18 protein-coding genes are annotated in these 21,233 nt (G+C 41.5%); 9 read left to right on the top strand and 9 right to left on the bottom strand.

The window, feature by feature from the left end; translation table 11 throughout:
* Positions 1 to 14: 14 nt before the first annotated feature.
* Genes ACVCDT_RS04070 through folB form a run of 4 tightly spaced genes read right to left on the bottom strand, consistent with a single transcriptional unit; the run spans position 15 to position 2,071 of the window.
* Positions 15 to 380 carry a histidine triad nucleotide-binding protein gene (locus tag ACVCDT_RS04070; RefSeq protein WP_447131475.1) on the bottom strand — a complete coding sequence of 122 codons (366 nt, stop codon included), beginning with the start codon at positions 378 to 380 and terminating at the stop codon, positions 15 to 17.
* A 16-nt stretch (positions 381 to 396) separates the two neighbouring features.
* Positions 397 to 1,197 carry an undecaprenyl-diphosphate phosphatase gene (locus ACVCDT_RS04065; protein ID WP_447131474.1) on the bottom strand — a complete coding sequence of 267 codons (801 nt, stop codon included), beginning with the start codon at positions 1,195 to 1,197 and terminating at the stop codon, positions 397 to 399.
* A gap of 2 nt (positions 1,198 to 1,199) precedes the next feature.
* Positions 1,200 to 1,694, bottom strand: a complete 495-nt coding sequence (gene folK, locus ACVCDT_RS04060) for a 2-amino-4-hydroxy-6-hydroxymethyldihydropteridine diphosphokinase (protein ID WP_447131673.1) — start codon at positions 1,692 to 1,694, stop codon at positions 1,200 to 1,202.
* 17 nt (positions 1,695 to 1,711) lie between these two features.
* Positions 1,712 to 2,071 carry a dihydroneopterin aldolase gene (gene folB, locus ACVCDT_RS04055; protein WP_447131473.1) on the bottom strand — a complete coding sequence of 120 codons (360 nt, stop codon included), beginning with the start codon at positions 2,069 to 2,071 and terminating at the stop codon, positions 1,712 to 1,714.
* A 75-nt stretch (positions 2,072 to 2,146) separates the two neighbouring features.
* Between folB and plsY the strand changes: the two genes are divergently transcribed.
* Complete coding sequence (gene plsY, locus ACVCDT_RS04050; protein ID WP_447131472.1) at positions 2,147 to 2,746, top strand: glycerol-3-phosphate 1-O-acyltransferase PlsY; 600 nt, start codon at positions 2,147 to 2,149, stop codon at positions 2,744 to 2,746.
* On the opposite strand, the gene tsaD is transcribed toward plsY, so the two are convergent.
* Entirely contained in the window at positions 2,739 to 3,752 is a 1,014-nt protein-coding gene (gene tsaD, locus ACVCDT_RS04045; RefSeq protein WP_447131471.1) for a tRNA (adenosine(37)-N6)-threonylcarbamoyltransferase complex transferase subunit TsaD, read from the bottom strand. The two genes, plsY and tsaD, sit on opposite strands and share 8 nt — an antisense overlap.
* A gap of 216 nt (positions 3,753 to 3,968) precedes the next feature.
* Here tsaD and rpsU point away from each other — a divergent pair, with 216 nt between their 5' ends.
* The 4 genes from rpsU (at position 3,969) to rpoD (ending at position 8,585) form a co-directional block, all read left to right on the top strand.
* A complete protein-coding gene (rpsU, locus tag ACVCDT_RS04040) occupies positions 3,969 to 4,184 on the top strand; it encodes a 30S ribosomal protein S21 (RefSeq protein WP_006991319.1) in 216 nt (71 codons plus the stop codon).
* Between the two features lie 85 nt (positions 4,185 to 4,269).
* Positions 4,270 to 4,716, top strand: coding sequence for a GatB/YqeY domain-containing protein (locus ACVCDT_RS04035; RefSeq protein ID WP_447131470.1), 447 nt, complete (start codon positions 4,270 to 4,272; stop codon positions 4,714 to 4,716).
* Between the two features lie 108 nt (positions 4,717 to 4,824).
* The gene (gene dnaG, locus ACVCDT_RS04030; protein WP_447131469.1) at positions 4,825 to 6,591 is read left to right on the top strand and encodes a DNA primase; all 1,767 of its coding nucleotides are present in this window, start codon (positions 4,825 to 4,827) and stop codon (positions 6,589 to 6,591) included.
* A 74-nt stretch (positions 6,592 to 6,665) separates the two neighbouring features.
* The gene (gene rpoD, locus ACVCDT_RS04025; protein ID WP_447131672.1) at positions 6,666 to 8,585 is read left to right on the top strand and encodes an RNA polymerase sigma factor RpoD; all 1,920 of its coding nucleotides are present in this window, start codon (positions 6,666 to 6,668) and stop codon (positions 8,583 to 8,585) included.
* Positions 8,586 to 8,687: 102 nt separating this feature from the next.
* Here the strand turns inward: rpoD and ACVCDT_RS04020 are convergent, their stop codons facing one another.
* The gene (locus ACVCDT_RS04020; protein WP_447131468.1) at positions 8,688 to 11,792 is read right to left on the bottom strand and encodes an efflux RND transporter permease subunit; all 3,105 of its coding nucleotides are present in this window, start codon (positions 11,790 to 11,792) and stop codon (positions 8,688 to 8,690) included.
* 3 nt (positions 11,793 to 11,795) lie between these two features.
* Positions 11,796 to 12,857, bottom strand: a complete 1,062-nt coding sequence (locus ACVCDT_RS04015) for an efflux RND transporter periplasmic adaptor subunit (RefSeq protein ID WP_447131467.1) — start codon at positions 12,855 to 12,857, stop codon at positions 11,796 to 11,798.
* 160 nt (positions 12,858 to 13,017) lie between these two features.
* Here ACVCDT_RS04015 and ACVCDT_RS04010 point away from each other — a divergent pair, with 160 nt between their 5' ends.
* Together ACVCDT_RS04010 and ACVCDT_RS04005 are read left to right on the top strand one after the other, a co-directional pair.
* Positions 13,018 to 13,506, top strand: a complete 489-nt coding sequence (locus ACVCDT_RS04010; RefSeq protein WP_447131466.1) for an NUDIX hydrolase — start codon at positions 13,018 to 13,020, stop codon at positions 13,504 to 13,506.
* 143 nt (positions 13,507 to 13,649) lie between these two features.
* Positions 13,650 to 15,410 carry an acyl-CoA dehydrogenase family protein gene (locus tag ACVCDT_RS04005; protein WP_447131465.1) on the top strand — a complete coding sequence of 587 codons (1,761 nt, stop codon included), beginning with the start codon at positions 13,650 to 13,652 and terminating at the stop codon, positions 15,408 to 15,410.
* Positions 15,411 to 15,496: 86 nt separating this feature from the next.
* Here ACVCDT_RS04005 and ACVCDT_RS04000 read toward each other — a convergent pair whose 3' ends face one another.
* The gene (locus ACVCDT_RS04000) at positions 15,497 to 18,820 is read right to left on the bottom strand and encodes an endonuclease/exonuclease/phosphatase family protein (RefSeq protein ID WP_447131464.1); all 3,324 of its coding nucleotides are present in this window, start codon (positions 18,818 to 18,820) and stop codon (positions 15,497 to 15,499) included.
* A gap of 417 nt (positions 18,821 to 19,237) precedes the next feature.
* Here ACVCDT_RS04000 and ACVCDT_RS03995 point away from each other — a divergent pair, with 417 nt between their 5' ends.
* Complete coding sequence (locus ACVCDT_RS03995; protein ID WP_447131463.1) at positions 19,238 to 20,095, top strand: SPFH domain-containing protein; 858 nt, start codon at positions 19,238 to 19,240, stop codon at positions 20,093 to 20,095.
* A complete protein-coding gene (locus tag ACVCDT_RS03990) occupies positions 20,096 to 20,305 on the top strand; it encodes a type II toxin-antitoxin system antitoxin (protein WP_447131462.1) in 210 nt (69 codons plus the stop codon).
* On the opposite strand, the gene ACVCDT_RS03985 is transcribed toward ACVCDT_RS03990, so the two are convergent.
* The gene (locus tag ACVCDT_RS03985; RefSeq protein ID WP_447131461.1) at positions 20,302 to 21,036 is read right to left on the bottom strand and encodes a choice-of-anchor H family protein; all 735 of its coding nucleotides are present in this window, start codon (positions 21,034 to 21,036) and stop codon (positions 20,302 to 20,304) included. The two genes, ACVCDT_RS03990 and ACVCDT_RS03985, sit on opposite strands and share 4 nt — an antisense overlap.
* Between the last annotated feature and the right edge of the window lie 197 nt (positions 21,037 to 21,233).

Here is a 21,233-nt window from a genome sequence, read left to right as displayed (position 1 = left end):
AATACCTATAGGCTTTATTTTACTTTAAGGGTTTCTTGGTAAGGCGGCCAACCTAAAGGTTTGCCGGCCAAAACATGCAAATGAATGTGATACACAGTCTGCCCACCATGGTCATTACAGTTCATCACTGCTCGATATCCGTCATCGGCAAAATTTAACTTATCAGCTAACTGGGCAGCCACCCAATATAAGTGACCCACCACAGCTTTATCTTCTGGCTGTATATCATTGATTGTGCCTATAGGCTTTTTGGGGATCACTAAAAAATGTATGGGCGCTTGTGGATTAATATCTTTAAAGGCTAAGGCTAATTCATCTTCGTATAAAATCTCAGCCGGAATTTCTTTGTTGATAATTTTGGTAAAAATCGTATCACTCATGTCGTCTCCTTTTAAATCAATAAAACACAAATAGCAGTAACAATGCCCCTAAGATCAAACGATAGATTACAAAAGGCAGCATGCCAATGCGTTCAATCCAAGCCAAAAACAAATAGATACAGGCATATGCACTTACAAAGGAAAACCCAGCACCTAATATCAATGCATACCAGTCTACTATTAGGCCTGCTTGTACTAAGTCAATGGTGGCTAAAGTGCCCGCCCCTAAAATCACTGGAATAGATAACAAAAAAGAAAAACGCGCAGCATTTTGGCGATTAAGCCCCATTAATAGGCCAGCTGTCATAGTTAGGCCAGATCGCGAGCTACCCGGTATTACCGCTATGGCTTGAGCTAAGCCAATAAATAACACCTGTTTCCAATTAAGATTATCTATACTTTTAGTTTGCTTGGCGGTGTGATCTGCATACCACAACAGTAATCCAAAGCCGATAGTAGTGGTGGCTATCACCAAAGCTGAACGCGCATAAAGTTCAATAAAGTCTTTAAAAGCAAAGCCCAATAATACTGCGGGAATGGTGCCTATAATCACCCACCAGGCCAAACGGCTTTCGTTTGATTGTTGCTTTCTAAAACCTTGTTTAAACCAAGCCTGGGTTAAGTCTTGAATATCTTGGCGAAAATAAATCATCACAGCCAACAAACTGCCCACATGTACAGCCACGTCAAAAGCCAAGCCTTGGTCTTTCCAACCTAAAACTTTAGACGGCAAGATTAAATGAGCAGAGCTAGAAATGGGCAAAAACTCGGTGAGCCCTTGAATAATAGCCAAGATAATAATTTCGAAGATAGTCATGCTTACTTAGGACTCCACTCGAATGCTATTGGCCATAAGTTTTGTTGGCTTTTATCGTATTCTTGCCATAAATCCGCATAGGTCTTGCACATAATAGGGTGTAATTCTTGGGCGGCTAATTCAGCTAAGGGTTTTAGCACAAAAGCGTTGTACAACACTTCTGCCCTAGGCAATTCAACAGGAACTTCAGTGACCAACTGATCGTAGAGTAATAAATCTAAATCTAGGGTACGAGGTGCAAACTTTTGCTCTCCTCGTTGACGCTTATTATCTTGCTCAATTTGCTTTAAGACCCGGCAGACTTCCTCTATAGACATGCTAGTTTGCGCTTTAACCACTAAATTATAAAAATTATTGCCATCAAAACCGACTGACTCGCTTTCGTACACCGAGGACATATCTAAAGATCCAAACACTTTATGCATGCCATCTAGGCCAGCTTTAGTGTGCTTTTCTTTATCTACATTACTGCCGACACTAATATAAATGGTGTGCATGGTACTAGAGGTGACACTCAATTTGACTGTTCCTTAAACACTTCTACCGCAACATTTTGGGCGCCGGCTAAAATATCTGGTTTGCTGATTTTTAACCTAATGCTTTGTAGGCTGGGAAAATTAGCTAATAACTTGTAGGCCAATTGGCTAGCTAGTGCTTCAAGTAATTTAAATTGGCTTTGCGCGCAAAACTCCGAAACTTGTTTGGCCACCATGGCATAGTTTAACGTATGAAGCACGTCATCAGTTTGCCCTGCTAGGCTTAGGTCGGCGGTTAACTCTAAATCAACTCGCAAACGTTGTTGGTTTTCTCGCTCCCAGTCATAAACGCCAATCAACGCTAAAACCTCAAGCCCTTCTATATGAATTTTATCCATCTGTGATCCGCGCTGCATTTTATTGAGCTTTAGTATATTCTGCTAAATTGTAACTCATTCTTTTAACACAAGTACATGACAGCACTCACAATCTTAATGTTGGCCATAGCCTATTTGTTAGGTTCTATTTCCAGTGCGGTAATCATTTGTCGTCTATTTAAGTTAGGCGATCCCAGAAAACAAGGCTCTGGCAACCCAGGGGCAACCAATGTGTTACGCCTAGGAGGAAAGCTACCAGCCATTTTAGTGTTAGTGTTTGATATTTTAAAAGGCACTATCCCAGTGTGGGTAAGTTATTATTTAGGCTTAGCGCCAATTTCTTTAGCTTTAGTAGCAGTCATGGCCTGTTTAGGCCATATGTATCCGTTATTTTTTAACTTTAAGGGGGGCAAGGCGGTTGCTACGGCTTTTGGTGCTTTACTGCCAATAGGTTTAGATCTTGCTGCTTTATTAATTTTAACTTGGGTAGTTATACTCTGGTTTAGCGGCTATTCGTCGCTAGCTGCGGTAATTACTGTAGCCTTAGCACCCTTTTTCACTTGGTTATTAAAGCCCGAATATGCGTTAGCCGTTTGTCTACTTAGCTTGCTCATAATTTGGCGGCATAAAGCTAATATTATTAGGTTATGCCGACATCAAGAGCCCAAGTCATCCTTTAAAAACCGACTTAAATAGCGGCTAAGTCTTCTAACGACCAACGTGGTTTGGCTTTAGTGGTTAAACTTTCTGTTTCTCCAGCCAATAATCTTTGCAGCCCTGCATAGGCGATCATCGCACCATTATCGGTACAAAATTCTAATCTAGGATAAAACACCTCACCTTTAATGCTCTGCATCATGCTAGCTAATTCACCACGCAATTGTTTATTGGCACTCACACCGCCAGCAATCACCAAACGTTTTAATCCTGTTTGTTTGAGTGCCCGTTTACATTTAATGGCTAAAGTATCGACCACCGCCTCTTGAAACGCATAAGCAATATTTGCCTGACTTTGTGGTGAGCCATCTGAATCACGTATGGTATTAGCAGCAAAGGTTTTAAGCCCACTAAAACTGAAATCTAACCCTGGTTTATTGGTCATAGGACGAGGAAATTGATAATGCCCAGGCTCACCTTGTTCAGCAAGTTTGGCTAAAAGTGGGCCTCCGGGATAATCCAAGCCCAATAATTTAGCGGTTTTATCAAAGGCTTCTCCGGCTGCATCATCTACTGACTCGCCCAGCACTTGGTATTGACCAATGCCTGCCACCTTAACCATCATTGAATGCCCACCAGACACCAATAAGGCAACAAATGGAAAGGCTGGGGCAGGCTCATCTAACATGGGTGCTAATAAATGCCCTTCCATATGATGCACTCCCACTGCCGGTTTATTCCAGGCATAGGCCAAACTACGCGCAACAGATGAACCAACCAGCAAGGCACCAACTAAACCTGGCCCTTTAGTAAAAGCAATACCATCTATGTCTGCTTGGCTAGAATTTGCTTCTTTTAGGGCTTGTTTAATAAGCGGGACTAATTTTCGCACATGATCGCGAGAGGCCAACTCTGGCACAACGCCACCATAATCTGCATGTAACTTTACTTGACTATACAATTGATGAGATAACAAACCTTGATGTTGATCATAAATCGCCACACCGGTTTCATCACAAGATGTTTCAATACCTAACACACGCATAAATTTAAAAACTTTTTGAGTAAATCTGCCTGCATTTTACTTAAACCCTTTAAAACAGCCAATTTAATCTGACAATTCTTAGAAATTATCTGCTTTTTCCCTCATCAAGGCTTTACTTCTAGTTTGTCAATGATTAGAATGCCGCACCATTTTTAACCGAGCTGGCTATAATTTGTGCCGGTACGATATAGTTTATATTTTTGAGGTAAGAGTTTAATGCCAATCGTTAAAGTTAGAGAGAACGAACCATTTGATGTTGCATTGCGTCGTTTTAAGCGTTCATGTGAAAAAGCAGGTGTACTTTCAGAAGTTCGTCGCCGCGAATTTTTTGAAAAGCCTACTTGGGAACGTAAGCGTAAGAAAGCTGCTGCGAAAAAACGTCTTTTGAAGAAGTTGTCTCGCGAAAACGCTCGTCGTATCAGATTGTACTAAATCTCTTCTGAAGCGCGTTATTATTTAATAACGCGTTTTAAGTCGTTTTATCACACATCCTTTTTCGTTTTCATTGAGTCATTCCATGTCGTTATTAGATGATTTAAAAAATGCCCAAAAAGATGCGATGCGTGCCAAAGACAAAATTCGTCTTGGAACAATTCGTATGGTTTTAGCTGGGGTTAAACAACGTGAAGTTGATGAACGTATAGAGCTTAACGACAGCGACATTCTCGCGTTGTTAACTAGGATGGTAAAACAGCGTAAAGACGCAGCTAGTCAATTTGAAACCGCCAATCGTCAAGATTTGGTTGATATAGAATTAGCTGAAATTGCTATTTTGCAAGATTTCTTGCCGCAGGCATTAAGTGAAGCTGAATTAGACAGTCTGATATCAGAAGCGATAGTGGCTACCCAAGCCGCAGGTATGCAAGATATGGGTAAAGTAATGGGCTGGTTAAAACCTAAAGTCCAAGGCCGAGCCGATATGGGCCCGCTAAGTGCCAAGATTAAAGCCAAGCTAAACGCCTAATTGCAAACTAAGCATAAAAACAAGCCGCACTAAGATGCGGTTTTTTTATGTTTTAAATTTGTTTTCAAGGTTATGATACTACACTGTTGTTTTTATTGAGAAGGTAAAATGTCTGGTCGTATCCCCCGCGAATTTATAGACGATATTATTGCACGCACAGACATAGTTGAATTAATAGATAGTCGCGTAAAGCTAAAAAAAGCTGGGCGTAACCATCAAGCTTGTTGCCCGTTTCACAATGAAAAAAGCCCCTCTTTTACCGTCAGTCAAGACAAGCAGTTTTATCACTGTTTTGGTTGTGGCGCGCATGGCAATGTAATTTCATTTTTAATGGAATTTGACCGCTTAGAGTTTCCTGAAGCAATAGAAGAACTGGCTCAGTACCATAGTATTGAAGTGCCTCGCGAAAAAGGTGGGGCTCCCTCTCCTTCACCTGAATTAAAGCAGCAAAAAGAAAGCGACTACGAACTAATGGAAAAAGTCGCTAAATATTTTGCTAAACAACTGCGTGTGCACCCAGAAAAAGACAAAGCCGTGCAATATTTAAAAAAACGCGGGTTAAGTGGCGAAATTGTCAAAGCTTTTGATATGGGTTATGCCCCGCCTGAGTGGGACAGCGTATTAAAAACTTTTGGTGTTAGTCCGGCTTACCAAGCGCAATTGCTCGATTTAAAACTGATAACCGAAAACGACAACAGACGTCGCTTTGATTTTTTCCGCGACCGTATTATGTTCCCAATTCGCGACAAACGCGGGCGGGTTATTGGTTTTGGTGGCCGAGTGTTAGAAGACGGCGGGCCTAAATACCTTAACTCTCCAGAAACCCGAATTTTTCACAAAGGCCATGAGTTATATGGTTTTTATCAAGCCAAACAAGCGCATCGTAATTTAGCTCGAGTGATGATAGTTGAAGGCTATATGGATGTGGTGGCCTTGGGCCAATTTGGAATTGACTATGCGGTGGCTTCGTTAGGCACGGCCACGACTCCAGAACACATTCAAATGTTATTTAGAGCCACCTCAGAAGTAGTATGTTGCTACGATGGTGATAGAGCCGGACGCGAAGCAGCATGGCGAGCATTAGAAAACGCACTGCCCTACTTAAAAGATGGGGTACAAATGAAGTTTCTATTTTTACCCGATGGTGAAGATCCCGATACCCTTGTTAGACAAATAGGCAAAGACGCCTTTGAAGAAAAACTCAATATCGATGCCGTGCCTTTATCAAAATTCTTTTTTGACAACTTGTTACAACGTCATCAGGTGGGTAGCAATGAAGGCAAGGCCGCATTAAAAGCCGAAGCACTACCACTGATTGAACAAATTGTTGGGGACAATATCCGCGACATGTTAAGTGCTGATTTAAGTAAGTTTATGGGTGATCAAAACAAACATAAATTAGATCGTGACATCGCCAAAGCCAATCAACATAAACACCCGCAAAAACTCGACTTTAACACCCCAAATAAAAGCACCATTTCGCCGGTTCGCATGATGATCCGTCTATTGTTAGACGATCCAGGTTTAGCCGCCAAATGCCCTGATGCCAACCCTAGCGCATTAGCCTCAGTCGAAGTGCCTGGCATGAGTATGTTAATTGAGCTATACAACTTTTGTGCAACTCGGCCTCAAGCTAAAACCGCTCAAGTGTTAGAGCATTTTCGAGGACATAAACAAAGTCAGCACTTAGCTAAATTGATGATGTGGGAATATGCCGAACAGAATCAGCTTGCGGTATTTGAAGACAGCTTTGCAAAATTACTTGATTGGCATTTGCAAAGCCGCATGGAACAGCTATTTTCTAAGTCTAGGGTGGGTAAATTAACCGACGAAGAAAAACAAGAGCTTAACCTACTTGTAAAAGAACAAAAATGACCCAATATCTAGCCCAATCCCTACTGAGTCTGCTATACTGGCGAATTCGCTAAGACCGCAGTAATAAAAAGTACATACTGGGTAGTGACAGCAACAGACAGCGTAAACCCTCTGTAACAGAGGTTTTAGATAAATATTCAACCAATTCGAGAAGTGTAAGTTATATGGTGCAAAGCAAGCAGTCGCAGATAAAACTCCTCATTGCTAAAGGTAAAGAACAAGGCTATTTGACTTTTGCGGAAGTTAACGACCACCTTCCTCAAGATATTGTCGATTCAGACCAAATTGAAGACATCATCCGCATGATCAACGACATGGGCATCAAGGTATTTGAAACTGCCCCTGACTCAGATGAGTTGTTGATGCAAGAAAGTGACACGGATGAAGAAGTAGCAGAAGCCGCGGCTCAAGCGCTAGCAACAGTAGAAAGTGAGATTGGAAGAACCACTGATCCTGTGCGTATGTATATGCGCGAAATGGGAACAGTTGAACTTCTTACTCGTGAAGGCGAGATTGTCATTGCCAAGCGCATCGAAGAAGGCATCAATCAAGTTCAGTGTTCAGTTGCTGAATACCCAGAAGCCATTACCCATTTATTAGACCAATGGGACTTGTTTGAAGCTGAAGAAATTCGTTTAAGCGATATCATCATAGGTTTTGTTGATCCTAACGAGCAAGATGTTGCTCCTACCGCTACACACGTAGGTTCTGAGTTATCTGAAGAAGAATTAGATGACGAAGACGATGATGGCGATGATGAAGACGAAGAAGAAGAAGATACAGGTCCAGATCCAGAATTAGCCCGTGAAAAATTCACTGCGCTACGTTTACAGTACGAAAAAGCCCGCGATGTAATCAACGCCAAAGGCCGTTCGCATAAAGATGCCCGTGTGCAAATCAACGAGTTGAGTGAAGTCTTTAAAGAATTTAGACTTACTCCTAAACAGTTTGATCGCATGGTTAAAAACATGCGCAGCATGATGGACCGCATTCGTGTGCAAGAGCGCATTGTAATGAAGCATTGTGTGATCACTGCCAAAATGCCTAAGAAAGACTTTATTAAAGCCTTTGCTGGAAACGAAACCTCTACCGATTGGTTATTCGAAATTTTAGATTCAAACTTGCCTTACGCACAAGAAATGCGTGCGCACCAAGAAGAGCTTGAACGTGCTATCAGCAAAATGAACGCGGTTGAAGAAGAAACCGGCCTTATCATTGCGGATATTAAAGACATTAACCGTCGTATGTCGATTGGCGAAGCAAAAGCACGCCGAGCGAAAAAAGAAATGGTTGAAGCCAACTTACGTTTGGTTATCTCAATTGCCAAAAAATACACCAACCGTGGACTGCAATTCTTGGATCTTATCCAAGAAGGTAACATTGGTTTGATGAAGGCCGTTGATAAATTTGAATATAGACGTGGGTATAAGTTTTCTACCTATGCAACCTGGTGGATCCGTCAGGCTATTACGCGCTCTATTGCCGACCAAGCACGTACCATTCGTATTCCTGTACACATGATTGAAACGATTAACAAACTTAACCGTATCTCTCGTCAAATGTTGCAAGAAATGGGGCGTGAGCCGTCTCCTGAAGAGTTGTCTGAGCGTATGTTAATGCCAGAAGACAAAATTCGTAAGGTCTTAAAAATCGCTAAAGAGCCGATTTCAATGGAAACCCCTATTGGTGATGACGAAGATTCACATTTAGGCGACTTTATTGAAGACAGCACTATAGTACAGCCTCTCGATTCGGCTACAGGTGGCAGCTTAAAGGACGCCACTCAAGAAGTGTTAGCCGGCCTAACCGCGCGTGAAGCTAAAGTACTAAGAATGCGTTTTGGTATAGACATGAACACTGACCACACCTTAGAAGAAGTAGGTAAGCAGTTTGATGTAACCCGTGAACGTATTCGTCAGATCGAAGCCAAGGCATTACGTAAATTGCGTCACCCTAGCCGCTCTGAACAGCTTAAGAGTTTCTTAGACGAATAAGTCGATTCAAGATAAAAAAAACCTCAGTTATAAACTGAGGTTTTTTTTTGCCTAATTTAAGCTGTGATACTCGCCCTTAGCAAATGCGTAAGGGCAAGATTATTACTGGCCCTTTTTGTAAGGTATGTCTTGGCTTAACTTGGCAATTTGTTTGGCTCTTTCGTTAGGCGAGCCTGTGCCTTTAGCCAGCAAATAATAAGCTGTGGGCACTATATACAAGGTTAAAAATGCCGAAACTAATACACCAGCAAAAATCACCATACCAATTACAGTACGGCTTTCAGCACCCGCACCACTAGCCATCACTAAGGGTAATGAGCTAAACACTGTAGTAAAGCCTGTCATCACAATAGGACGTAAACGTTGTGCAGCAGCTCGCCTAAGGGCTTGTTCAAACTCTATCCCAGCATCACGTAGTTGGTTAGCAAACTCTACAATTAAAATACCATTTTTAGCCGCTAGCCCTATTAACATCACTAAACCAATTTGGCTGTAAATGTTGAGACTCATGCCAGAAAAATACAAGCCTATAAAAGCCCCTAACAGCGCCAAAGGCACAGTGAGCATTATAACTAAGGGATGTATCCAACTTTCAAATTGAGCAGCCAAAATAAGGTAGGTCACGGCTAAAGCTAAAGCAAAAATAAACAAGATCGAATTGCCCGACTCTTGGTAAAGTTGCGACTCACCTTTGTAGTCAATAGAGACTTCATCCGGTAATTCGGTTTTCACTATATCTTGTAAATAGGCCAAGGCTTGACCCACAGTGTAGCCATCGGCCAAGTTGGCGCTTATGGTAATACTGCGCATACGATTGTAACGATTTAATCTAGAAGAGGTGGCCCCTTCTTCAACCTTAAGCAGGTTATCTAACGGGATCAGCTGATTAGTTTGGTTCGAGCGCACATATATATTTTCTATACTTTGCGGGCTGCGGTAGTCCGACTCCTCACCTTCCATGATCACATCATATTCTTGCCCCCTATCAAGGTAGGTAGATACGCGTCTTTGCCCTAACATGGTTTCTAAGGTGCGGCCTATGTCACTGATCGACACACCTAAATCGGCTGCGCGGTTTTTATCAATGTTCACTAACAATTGCGGCCAGGTTTCTTTAAAGTCTGAATCTAGGCGCAGTAAATTAGGGTTTTCTCTGGCCTTATCTAAAATTATGTCACGCCATTCCACCAGCTCTTCATAGGTATTTCCTTGCAATACAAATTGCACAGGCCGACCTAATCCACCGCCGCCTAAACTGCTGCGCATAATGGCAAAGGCGCGCACATCTGGGATTTCCGCTAGCCTAACACTAATTTCGTCCATCAGTTCAAAGGTAGAGCGTTTACGGTCGTCACCTAAGGGCATGCCCACTATGCCTATGCCAGCAGAGCCACCAAAGCCTGGGGTACGCACTAATACTCTATCCACTTCACCGCTGTCGGCATATTCAAGTAAGATTTTTTCAATCTTTTTCATATTGGCGGCGTTGCTTTCAAAACTGGCCCCTTCAGCAGCTTGCACACTAATGAAAAAGTTACCTCTGTCTTCTTTAGGAACAAATTCGCTTGGCAATATTTCTGCCAGTTTTAACAGTGCTACTATGCTTACCACAACTAAAATCGCCATAATCCAAGGCTGGTGAATAGTGGTGGCTAGCCCTTCAAAATAGCGTTTTTCTACTAAATGAAATTTATTATCTACCCAATGTGCAAAGCCACTTTTTTTCTGACGTCTTTTTAATAACAACGAACACAACATAGGCGATAGAGTTAGGGCGGTAACACTAGAAAATGCTACTGCTGCTGCAATAGCCAAGGCAAACTCAGTAAACAACCTACCTATATTGCCCTGCAAAAATATTAACGGAACAAATACCGCTATCAATACCAACGTAGTAGCAATAACCGCAAAGCCCACTTCTTTGGCGCCACGATATGCTGCCAATATAGGCGGCTCTCCTAGTTCAATTCGCCTAGAAATGTTTTCTAACACCACTATGGCATCATCTACTACTAGTCCTATGGCTAAGACTAGGGCCAACAAGGTTAACAAGTTGATACTAAAGCCTAAGGCGTACATCACAATAAAAGCCGAAACCAGCGAAACCGGTACAGTGACAGCCGGGATCACAGTTGCGCGAATATTGCCTAAAAATACGTATATCACTAACACCACCATAAAAATGGCAATGGCCAAAGTCTCGTACACTTCGTTAATAGAGGCTTCGATAAATACCGAAGAGTCGTAACTGTTAACAATAAAAATGTTATCTGGCAGGGTTTGTTCAATTTGTTTAATGGCTTTTTTAGCCGCGCGCGCAACGTCTAAGGTGTTGGCTTTAGATTGTTTAACTATGCCAAGCCCAATCATGTTGACACCGCCACCACGAAATTCTGTTTCGTCGTCTTCAGCGCCTAATTCTACTCTTGCTACCTCATGTAATTTAACTAGATACCCATCTGCACTGGCTTTAATAGTTAAATTGGCAAAGTCATCTGGGGTTAAAAAGCTACGAGTAACACGAACTTCAAAGTCACGATCTATAGATTGCACTTCGCCGGCGGGTAATTCGACATTTTCCGAACGGATCACGTTTTCAATGTCGGTCACAGTAATTTGTCTGGCTGCCATGGCATTACGATCTAACCATACTTTCATAGCATAACTACGACCACCACCAAGGCGCACACGAGCCACACCTTCGGCAATAGACAAACGATCAACTATAAAACGGTCGGCGTAATCGGTGAGTTCCATCACCGATAGATTGTCACTGCGTAAGTTGTACCAAACAATTACATCTTCATCAGAGTTAGATTTAGATACCTCAGGCGGATCCGCTTGATCTGGCAAGTTATTCAGGGCCCGACTTACCCTTTCACGCACATCATTTGAGGCCGCATCAATATCTCTAGATAAGTTAAACTCTATGCTAATAGATGAACGTCCATTACTACTGGTAGAAGAAATATTTTTTATGCCTTCGATTCCGCTAATGCGATCTTCGAGCAATTGGGTAATACGGGTTTCAACAATAGAAGCCGAAGCACCTGGATAGTTAGTGTTAATAGAGACTATAGGTGGATCAATATCAGGGTATTCTCGCAAGCTCAAAAAGCTAATAGAGACTATGCCAAAAACCACCAAAAGCAGGTTTAAAACCGAAGCAAAGACAGGTCGTTTAACCGACACATCAGATAAAAACATGACTTAGCCCTGCCCTTTTTCTAATAGAACTTTTACTTTTGAGCCTTCGCGTATTTTTAACGCCCCTTGTACTACTACTAAATCTCCAGGTTCTAACCCACCTAATATTTGTACCACCCCAGGTTTACGGCGACCCACTTGTACCTCTACTTTGCTAGCAGTTTGGTTGTTCACCACAAACACAAATTGTTTATTTTCTACCGGCACTAAGGCAGCTTCGGGGATCACTAACGACTGCAACACTTGTTTTTGCAAAACAATCTGCAACAACATGCCTGGTCGTAGTTTTAGTGATTGATTATCTATAGTGGCGCGAATTTGAATGGCTCGGGTATTAGGATCTACCCGCGAGCCAATGCTAACGATTTTGCCACTGAACACCTCTCCTGGATACGCAATTGAGGTAGCCCGAATTAGCTGACCTAAGGCTAAACTTGATAAGTGCGATTCAGCAATCTCAAAATCGACTTTAATGGTATGAATATCATCTAAAGTGGTAATTTGGTCGCCTGGGCGAACCAAGGCACCTTGGCTAATTTGTCTTACGCCCAACACACCAGCAAAGGGGGCTTTAACTTCTAACTGAGCTAATTGGGTTTCTGCCACTAACACTTGCGCGCTTAATTCTTTTACTTTGGCTTGTTGCTCGTCTAACAATTGTTCAGACGCCACATTACTTTTGGCCAAATTGGTTATGCGTTTAAGTTGGCGTTTGGCTTCTTCTAAGGTGACATTTAGCGCTGCAAGTCTGGCTTTTTCTTCTTGATTGTCTAACTCTAATAATAACTGCCCTTGCTTCACCACATCACTGTCATCAAAATGAATTTTATGCACTATGTCGGAGGTTTGTGTGGTGATCACCACAGATTCATTTGCCTTAGCTGTACCTAAGGCCTCAATGGCCACTTCAAACTCTTGCAAGGCTATTTGTTGCGCAACTACTGTGGTTTCGCCTCCTTGTCTTACTACTTCTGTTGATTCTTGTGGCATGTATAAATACACCACTAGTCCTGTACACAACAATACCGCTAACAACAGCGGAGAAAACCTAATTGCTTTTAACATGTAATTACCTAATGAAAAATTCGAAAAAATGAATGGCCAAACAGCCATTTACTTTACTAGTAAAATAAATTGCTGGAAAACCAGTTAGTTAATGTAATACTTACTGATAATACAAACTATTGTACTTAAGATTTTGCAAATAAGAGCACTTTTTAGCGTTATGGTTGTAACAATTTTTGTTTTTGCTTGTAGCAGAGACAATCCCGCTACCCCCATGTGCCGTACCCACCCAAACATTCAATATAAACAAGCCAGTGCAGCTGCTTGTTTAATTAAACATAATGGCCAATTATTAGCTTTGCAAAACGACTCAAGCGAGCTTTGGCATCTTCCACAACAGCGCTTAAACCCTAATCTAAGTGGGCAATGCAATGCTCATCAAGCGGTTTGGAAAGCCACAGGTTTAAATGTAGAAGTCGGCCAACTATTAATGACAGACTCTCACCAAGTACAATACTTTAGTTGTGCAATTACCGATAGTTACGCTCAAGAGCTGACAGAATTTAGCTTACCTGCCTTTGCCAGTAGAAACCTAACTCAGATTGCCCTTATCGATCCTTTTGCTATACAACCCCAACAATGGAGCGAGCAAAGTGATTTGATTAAAGTTAGACAGGCTTTCACCCAAATCGATTTCAACGCTCCCTAAACTTTATTAAAACCTTAACCTAAAGCCAAACTCAACTTTGTGCATTATCACTACATTTAATCCACACTATAAGTATTTTAACCTCACACTTTAGCAAAATCCCGATACAATCAAGTTAGGTTAATAACTAAAATAGGTCTGATATGCCAAGTTATGTTGCTCCACTTAAAGATATGCAATTTATATTGCACCACTGGTTAAAGTTGTCTGAACACTATAATTCATTAGGGCTAGAAGATTTTGATCAAGAATTAGTTAACGAAATCCTGAGCCAAGGAGCCAAGTTTGCCCAAGAAGTTATTGCGCCACTAAACCGCGAAGGAGATGAGCAAGGGGCCAAGTTAATAGACGGCCAAGTGACTACCCCAGATGGTTTTGCCGCAGCTTATCAAGATTACATAGCCAATGGCTGGAATGCCATGTTAGGCAGTGCTGAGTTTGATGGCCAAGACTTACCCAATACAGTCGCAGTGCCGGTACACGAAATGTTAAATTCAGCCAATTTAAGTTGGCGATTAACTGGCATGCTTAACGAAAGTGCAGTACTGGCCGTCACTAAACATGCTAACCAGGCATTACAAAAAACCTATTTGGCCAAACTCATATCTGGTGAATGGACAGGCACTATGTGCTTAACCGAACCTCATGCAGGCACAGACTTAAGTTTGCTAAGCACTAAAGCCGTACCAAACCAAGACGGCAGTTTTAATATTACTGGCAGCAAAATTTTCATCTCGTCTGGCGATCATGATTGGACCGACAACATAGTGCACTTAGTCCTTGCGCGGCTGCCAGATGCACCGCCTGGGGTAAAAGGCATTAGCTTATTTTTAACCCCTAAATATTTACCCAATGATGATGCTAGCCTAGGTGAAAAAAACTCAGTCACAGTAGGCAGCATAGAGAAAAAAATGGGGCTAAAAGCCAGCCCTACTTGCGTAATGAACTTTGACAATGCCAAAGGCTTTTTAGTAGGTGAAGCTAACAATGGCCTAGCTTGTATGTTTACCATGATGAACGACGCACGCTTTCAAGTTGGTCTGCAAGGTCTTGGCATAATAGAAGCCAGCTACCAAGGCGCCCTCACTTACGCTAGAGAGCGCCTACAGTCTCGCGCACCACAAGGCGCACAAACCCCAGACAAAAAAGCCGATCCTATTATTTACCAACCTGACGTGCGCAGAATGTTATTAACCCAAAAAGCCATAGCTGAAGGGTGTCGAGCCTTAGCTTTACTGTATGCCCAACAAATGGACATAGAACGTTTTGCCAACCAACAAGCTAAATCTAAAGCCAAAAACGTAGTGTCTTTTTTAACCCCAATAGTAAAAGGCTTTATGACAGATATGGGCACCGAAATGAGTAATTTAGGTGTGCAAGTCTATGGTGGTCATGGCTATATTCGTGAATGGGGCATGGAGCAATTAGTACGTGATGCTCGAATTACTCAATTGTACGAAGGCACTAATGGTATTCAAGCCCTGGATCTCATTTCAAGAAAACTGGCTCGTGACAAAGGGTCTATGCTTGCAGATACCTTTGACTTGTTTAACCATAAAATCCAACAAATGTCAGACACCGAAAAACAAACACAAGCTTCAGACTTATTAAATGAGTGGTTTGCCCTTGCCACTCAAATCAAGCAACAACAAGCTGTGGATTTAGCCGCATCAGCATACGACTTTATGCATTACAGCGCATATTGTTTATTAGGGGTGATTTGGTTAAGCATGGCCGACACCGCAGGACACTCACAAGATGCCAATATCAAAACAGGTAAAACCAACACCTGTAGATTTTTTCTAAAAAGGTTATTACCCAGAAAAGATTTGTTTAAGGCCAACTTATTAACCGGAGCTGAGGATTTATTGGCGGTTAAAGATCAGGAGTTTGATTATTTGTAGACGTTTAGAATATAGCTACGGATAGTAAAAAGGCGGTTGAAATCATTTCAACCGCCTTTTACTTTTCTTGCAGTTATTTATCTTTACTATTGATTTGCAACTTGTTCAGTCCAGACTTTCATCACACCAGTACTACAACCGTGTTTTAAATGACCTTTACCTAAACCTTGTTGTTCAACAATTTGTTCACACGAACAGCCTTTAGTGTCTTGTAAACTAAAGCTATCTTTGGCTTTACCTTTAGTATCAAACCAAATATCACCATCTAATAAAGCAAAGTGGTTAGGATTCAAACCTTTACTAGGCGCTGTTTCTGGAATATTGGTATTAGCACACATATCAACACCATCAACAACACTGTCGTTATCTGAGTCTTTATTAATAAATAACACTAATCCGTCATGATCTGATGCTCGATACGCAGTAGCATCATCATTAACCAAATTGGCAGGCGAATCAGCATTGCCGCGTGCAAACACAAAATCTGTTACTAAGTTGCTTAAATTAGATGTAGTTAAAGCATGATCTAATACTTGTGCACTGCCATTGAACACAAATGAGTATTGCTCGCTAGCCGGGATATTATTCACTTGGTTAGTCAAGGCTGGGAAAACTGGACTAGGCTCCCAAAGCATATTGTCTTGCTCAACCGAAGTACCGGCAATTTGACCAACAGCATCAACATAACCATCAGTAAATTGATAAGCATTAAAGTCACCCGTTACTACTAAATTAGCTGCAGGGTTTGCCGTTTGAATTTCCTGAACAATATCAGCCACAAATTGTGCTTGAGCCAAACGTTTATGACGTACTCGGTCGCTGGTATCAATACTGCTAAGTGAACGGTTATGCACTACCAATACTTGGATAGGGAAGTTACTACCATTAGAAATTACTCGTCCACTAAACAAAAGCGGTGGACGGTCATTGAGTAATCTATTGTCGTAATCAAAGATAGTATCTTTACCGTATTGCGTTACCGAATCCATTTCAACAGATTGACGAACCAAGAAACCTACATCTATACCACCCACATCATTACCTTCAATAAGATATGGCGTGTAATTAACAGATGAATCATCGTTATTGATTTGATCGGCAATGGTTTGCAACACATCAAGGTTTTCAACTTCACTCACAGCTAAAATATCAGGCGAGTCCATGACTGTGCGTACAAATTGAGAAATTTTGCTCAAGCGCTCATCATAATATTTAGCAATTTGTGATGGACGGTACATATTTAATGAACCCACTGTCATTTCACTAGCCGTTCTAGCACGCACTTTTTTCAGTAAATCAGGCTCAGGTCCTTTGGTTAAGCTAGTTGGCCAAACTTGGTAATCACCAAATGAAAAGCCTAATGGGCCGGTTGCTGAAACACTTTGTCCTGCAAAGAAGGTTTCATTTTCAAGCATTAAGCCATCAGGATTTAATTCAAATATCTCAGGATTACCATCCCAAACAGGCAACCCTGCTTCGCCTGGATATGCAATACCAGGCTCTCTGAATGCACGCTGGGTACCTACTACAACAGCAGTATCACCAAAACGGTCAGTAGCAGAAGTTGCTACCCCATCAAAACTTACTATCATGCCTTCAAAACGTTCAAGTTCGTTTTCAGCTTGAGGTTGATTTTTAGAAGGAGTGTTTTCGTCAAATACCACAAGTGGAGGTAAGGCATTACCTGAGCTGATAGTGGTTACTTTGGTACCACCAGAAAACTCAGTAAAGTTATGGAACTCAATGACTTTACCTACTACATTCACTTCATCACCCACTACAACATTGGGGGTATTGCCAGTGAAGACAAAAATACCATCTGAAGTTTCAACATCATTATCACTACGCGATACTGGGGTTTGCATAAAGAAACCATTGGTATCAAGTGCGGTAACTAGGTTATTTTTACTGGCCACAAATCTATCTTTATATGGCGAGGTCAATCCACTACCTTGAATTGCAAAGATTTCAACAACTTCAACATTGCTTTTACCTGGTGTAGGCACTTGTTGTAAATACACAGAAGTATCTAACGCAACCCCACCATCTGGTACACGAGCATTTGAATGATTATCTTTATCACCTGCGCCACCTTCATTTTGCTGAGCCTGGCCTGGCGTTAATACTGAGATTAAGTCTAAATCGTCGCCATCATTAGTGTCATACACTAGGGCGTCAACCAAAGAAAAACCACTGACTGGAGTGTCATTGGGATAATCAACTGCGTTTCCAAAATGTATAGCTACAGCGTCTGCACCGTTTTGCAAAGCATTATTGTTAATTACAATAGATGCAGCAGGTGAAACATCGGCATTACCTAACACAAAGAAACCTTCTTCGTTGGTGCTAAAACCATCTAAATCGAAAGCGTTGTTGTATGATTTGTTATCAGAGCCGTTGTAAAGTACAACAACCAAGCCATCCAGTGAGGTATTACCCACACCGCCGTCATATAACTCGATAAATTCAAGTGAGTCTGAACCTGCGGTATCAGCATCTACTTCGTTGATCACTATTGTAGAATTAACCGCTGTGCCAAACTTGAATGAATAATCCGCTTCCATAAAATCCGGACCGTCATTAACGTCAACATCATTCACACCAGTTGCTTTAACTACCACTGTACATACTTCATTCTCAGCAAAATCAGTATCAGGATTTAAAGTGAAATGTTGAGGGCCTTCGCTCACGCTAGCGCTATGTGTGCCACTCACTGAACAATCAATTGTAAACCAGTTACCCACTACGTTAACTGATTCACTAAAGCTAATTTCGATATTGGCATCAAATGCCACTACACCTGTGTTGTTACCAGGATTAGTGGCAATGACAACAGGCGCCACATCAACCGCAGGGCCGCCACCGCCAAAAGTTTGCCCAGTGTTCACATCGCCAAATGAACTCGCACTAGGTGCCTGCCAAGTAAAATCGTCAGAAGTACTTCCACTCCCTACTAATTGCAAAGAATGGCCTACTGGAGTACTACTGCCTTCTTCTACACCAATATCAGTGCTAGTCATGCCTACCGCTGGACCTTCGGCTGCAGTAAATGAACCTTCATAACTTATAAATTGAATAACATTGCCCAAAGAATCGACTAAAGCAAAACCATCTGGGGAGCCATTTTGAATCCCAGGAATAGCAAATGATAAAGTCCCATAACCATCTTGTTGGTTTGGAATGCTGCCAGTTAACACTTCGGTTCCGTAAGGTTTTAATTGAGAAGAAGACCCATTGTACAAAACAAGGCTCATACCATTTAGGTTGGTGCCTGCAGGGCCGGCAATTTCAACCCCTTCGCCAGTATCACCACCGGCGTTGTCGTAGTGTATTTCGTTGATGAAGACATTAGCAGCAAACACTGATGGGGCGCATAAGGCTGCCATTAGTGCTGGTAATTTTAAATTCATGTTTTCTCCTGATAATTGGTCAGTGTCGGTGAGCCGACTTTTAATAATTATTTATTGGTGGAGCGATGTTCATTTACTTCTGTGACATCCATATGACAGGGAGCGCAAAACAGATTTTTTGGGAATAAATCACCCATTTGGCCAGCTTAAAAGCAAAAAACATACCCATTATTTTTTAACTTAAAAAACAACACCTTATAATTTATAAAAATATTAACGCACAAAAAGTGATAAAAAAGCTGACACTTAAACTAATGAATTAGTTTGTTTTTTGCACAGTTTCATCTAGCAAAAATTACAGCTAATAGACCTAAGGTTAATTCCCAACAAAGCCCCTCACGAAAATTTATATTGCGTTTTAAGTTAAATGCATCTAATCTAATTTTGATATCATAATGACATCATATAGGAGCGGTCATGATTTCTGAGAAAAAAGGGTTTTCAATTAATGGGTATTTGGCATTCTTTGTGGTGCTACCTTTATTACAAATTGGCTTTGCCTTGTTAATGTTCAACAAAATGTTTGTAGTTTTCAGCTTAATTGGCAGCCTGATTACAGCAATTTGTTGGGGCGGCTTTTTTATGGTGCAACCTAATCAAGCCAAAGTGATGACTCTGTTTGGCAGTTATGTGGGTACCGAAAAACGCAATGGCTTACGCTGGACCATTCCGTTTTTTATGCGCAAAACTGTGTCATTACGCATTCGCAACTTTGAATCGGCAAAAATTAAGGTGAATGACAACTTAGGTAATCCCATAGAAATTGCCACTATAGTGGTGTGGTCGGTTACCGACTCTGCAGAAGCTATGTTTGAAGTAGATGATTACGAAAGTTACGTGACCATTCAAACTGAATCTGCGTTAAGAAACATGGCCAGCAGTTATTCCTATGATCCACAAGATGATGACAGTAGCGATATTGCTTTACGCAGTCATCCTCAGCATATTTCAGATATCTTAAAGCAGGAAATTCAAGAACGTTTAGGCAAAGCTGGATTAACTGTGCACGAGTCTAAAATAAGTCATTTGGCTTATTCACAAGAAATCGCCAGCGCCATGTTACAGCGCCAACAAGCCACAGCTATTATTGCCGCACGCAGTAAAATAGTTGAAGGTGCAGTGGGCATGGTTGAAATGGCCCTTGATAGATTAAAAAGCCAAGGCGTGGTAGAGCTTGATGAAGAGCGTAAAGCTATGATGGTAAGCAATTTATTGGTGGTACTGTGTGGAGATAAAAACGCCCAGCCAGTGATCAACAGTGGAAGCTTGTATTAAATGGCTAAAAAAGCTTTTCCTCTAAGAATAAACGCTGATGTATTAGCGGCTATGCAACGCTGGGCAGATGATGATCTGCGCAGCGTTAATGCACAAATTGAATATGTGCTGCGCGAGGCGTTAGTAAAACAAGGGCGAGTAAAACTCACCCAAAAAATGATCACCGAGATTGTCGATACCACTGGGCCAGAAGAGCAGCAGAAAGACTAAGCTAAACTGGCGTTTTTCATTCTGTAAAGGCCCACTATTAACAATAACACTAAGCTCCACCCAGCTAGGCTACCTCCGTGCTCGTGCACTACTACCACAGGAGCGCGGTCATAGTTTTTGCTTTCTAACGAAATTAAATACAGATCGGCGTCATTATACCCATCGTACACGGCCACCAACTCGTTAGTGTATGCATCGTATAACTCAATTAATACTTCATAATCATTGCTGGGAAAGCCTGTTAACAATTCAGTTTCTATTACATAAGAATCATCAGAACTGTCGCCGTAAATGGTAAAGTTATCTGTCACATGAAACTCTTGAAACACTTCGTTAACCCCTAAATAAAGTCTAGCGTAGAGTTGCGCCGAGGCATATTCAGTATCAGCGTCTATTTCCAGTGAAAAATGGTGATAATAACCGTCATAATCTCTATCTTGATGCAAGGTAAGCCAAGCATCAAATACCCAAAACTCTTGATTTAACCCTGTATCCTGAGTTCTAGACTTTAACAGATTAAGGCTATGCTCTTGGCTATTGCTGTGACTATTAGCAGCCGATTTGAGCAGCTCATTAGTAGCTGAATTTTTACTAGAAAATAATTGTGTTGCTCTGACTTGCTTACCATTTTGAAACTCGCTGGACTGTGTTGTCCAACTGCCTTGCTCAGCGCCAATGGCGATAGAAGAAATCCATAGGCTAACCACAGATATTAATAATTGTTGCTTCATCATATGCTCCTTTTTGTCTAACTACAGTTTTACCTTAACTGTATGAACAAAAACTGAAGCTTGTCTTAATCCTGTTTAAGTAGGGGGCAACAGCCTAAATCGTAAAATTCGATTAAGTGATTCAATTTAATTCAATATCCACTTTTTACTAAGTTGTCTTAGACTCATTACCTAGCCTTCTGCAATTTGGCCAACAG

Source organism: Paraglaciecola aestuariivivens (genome assembly GCF_052983255.1).
This window is presented reverse-complemented; position numbering and strand designations above follow the sequence as displayed.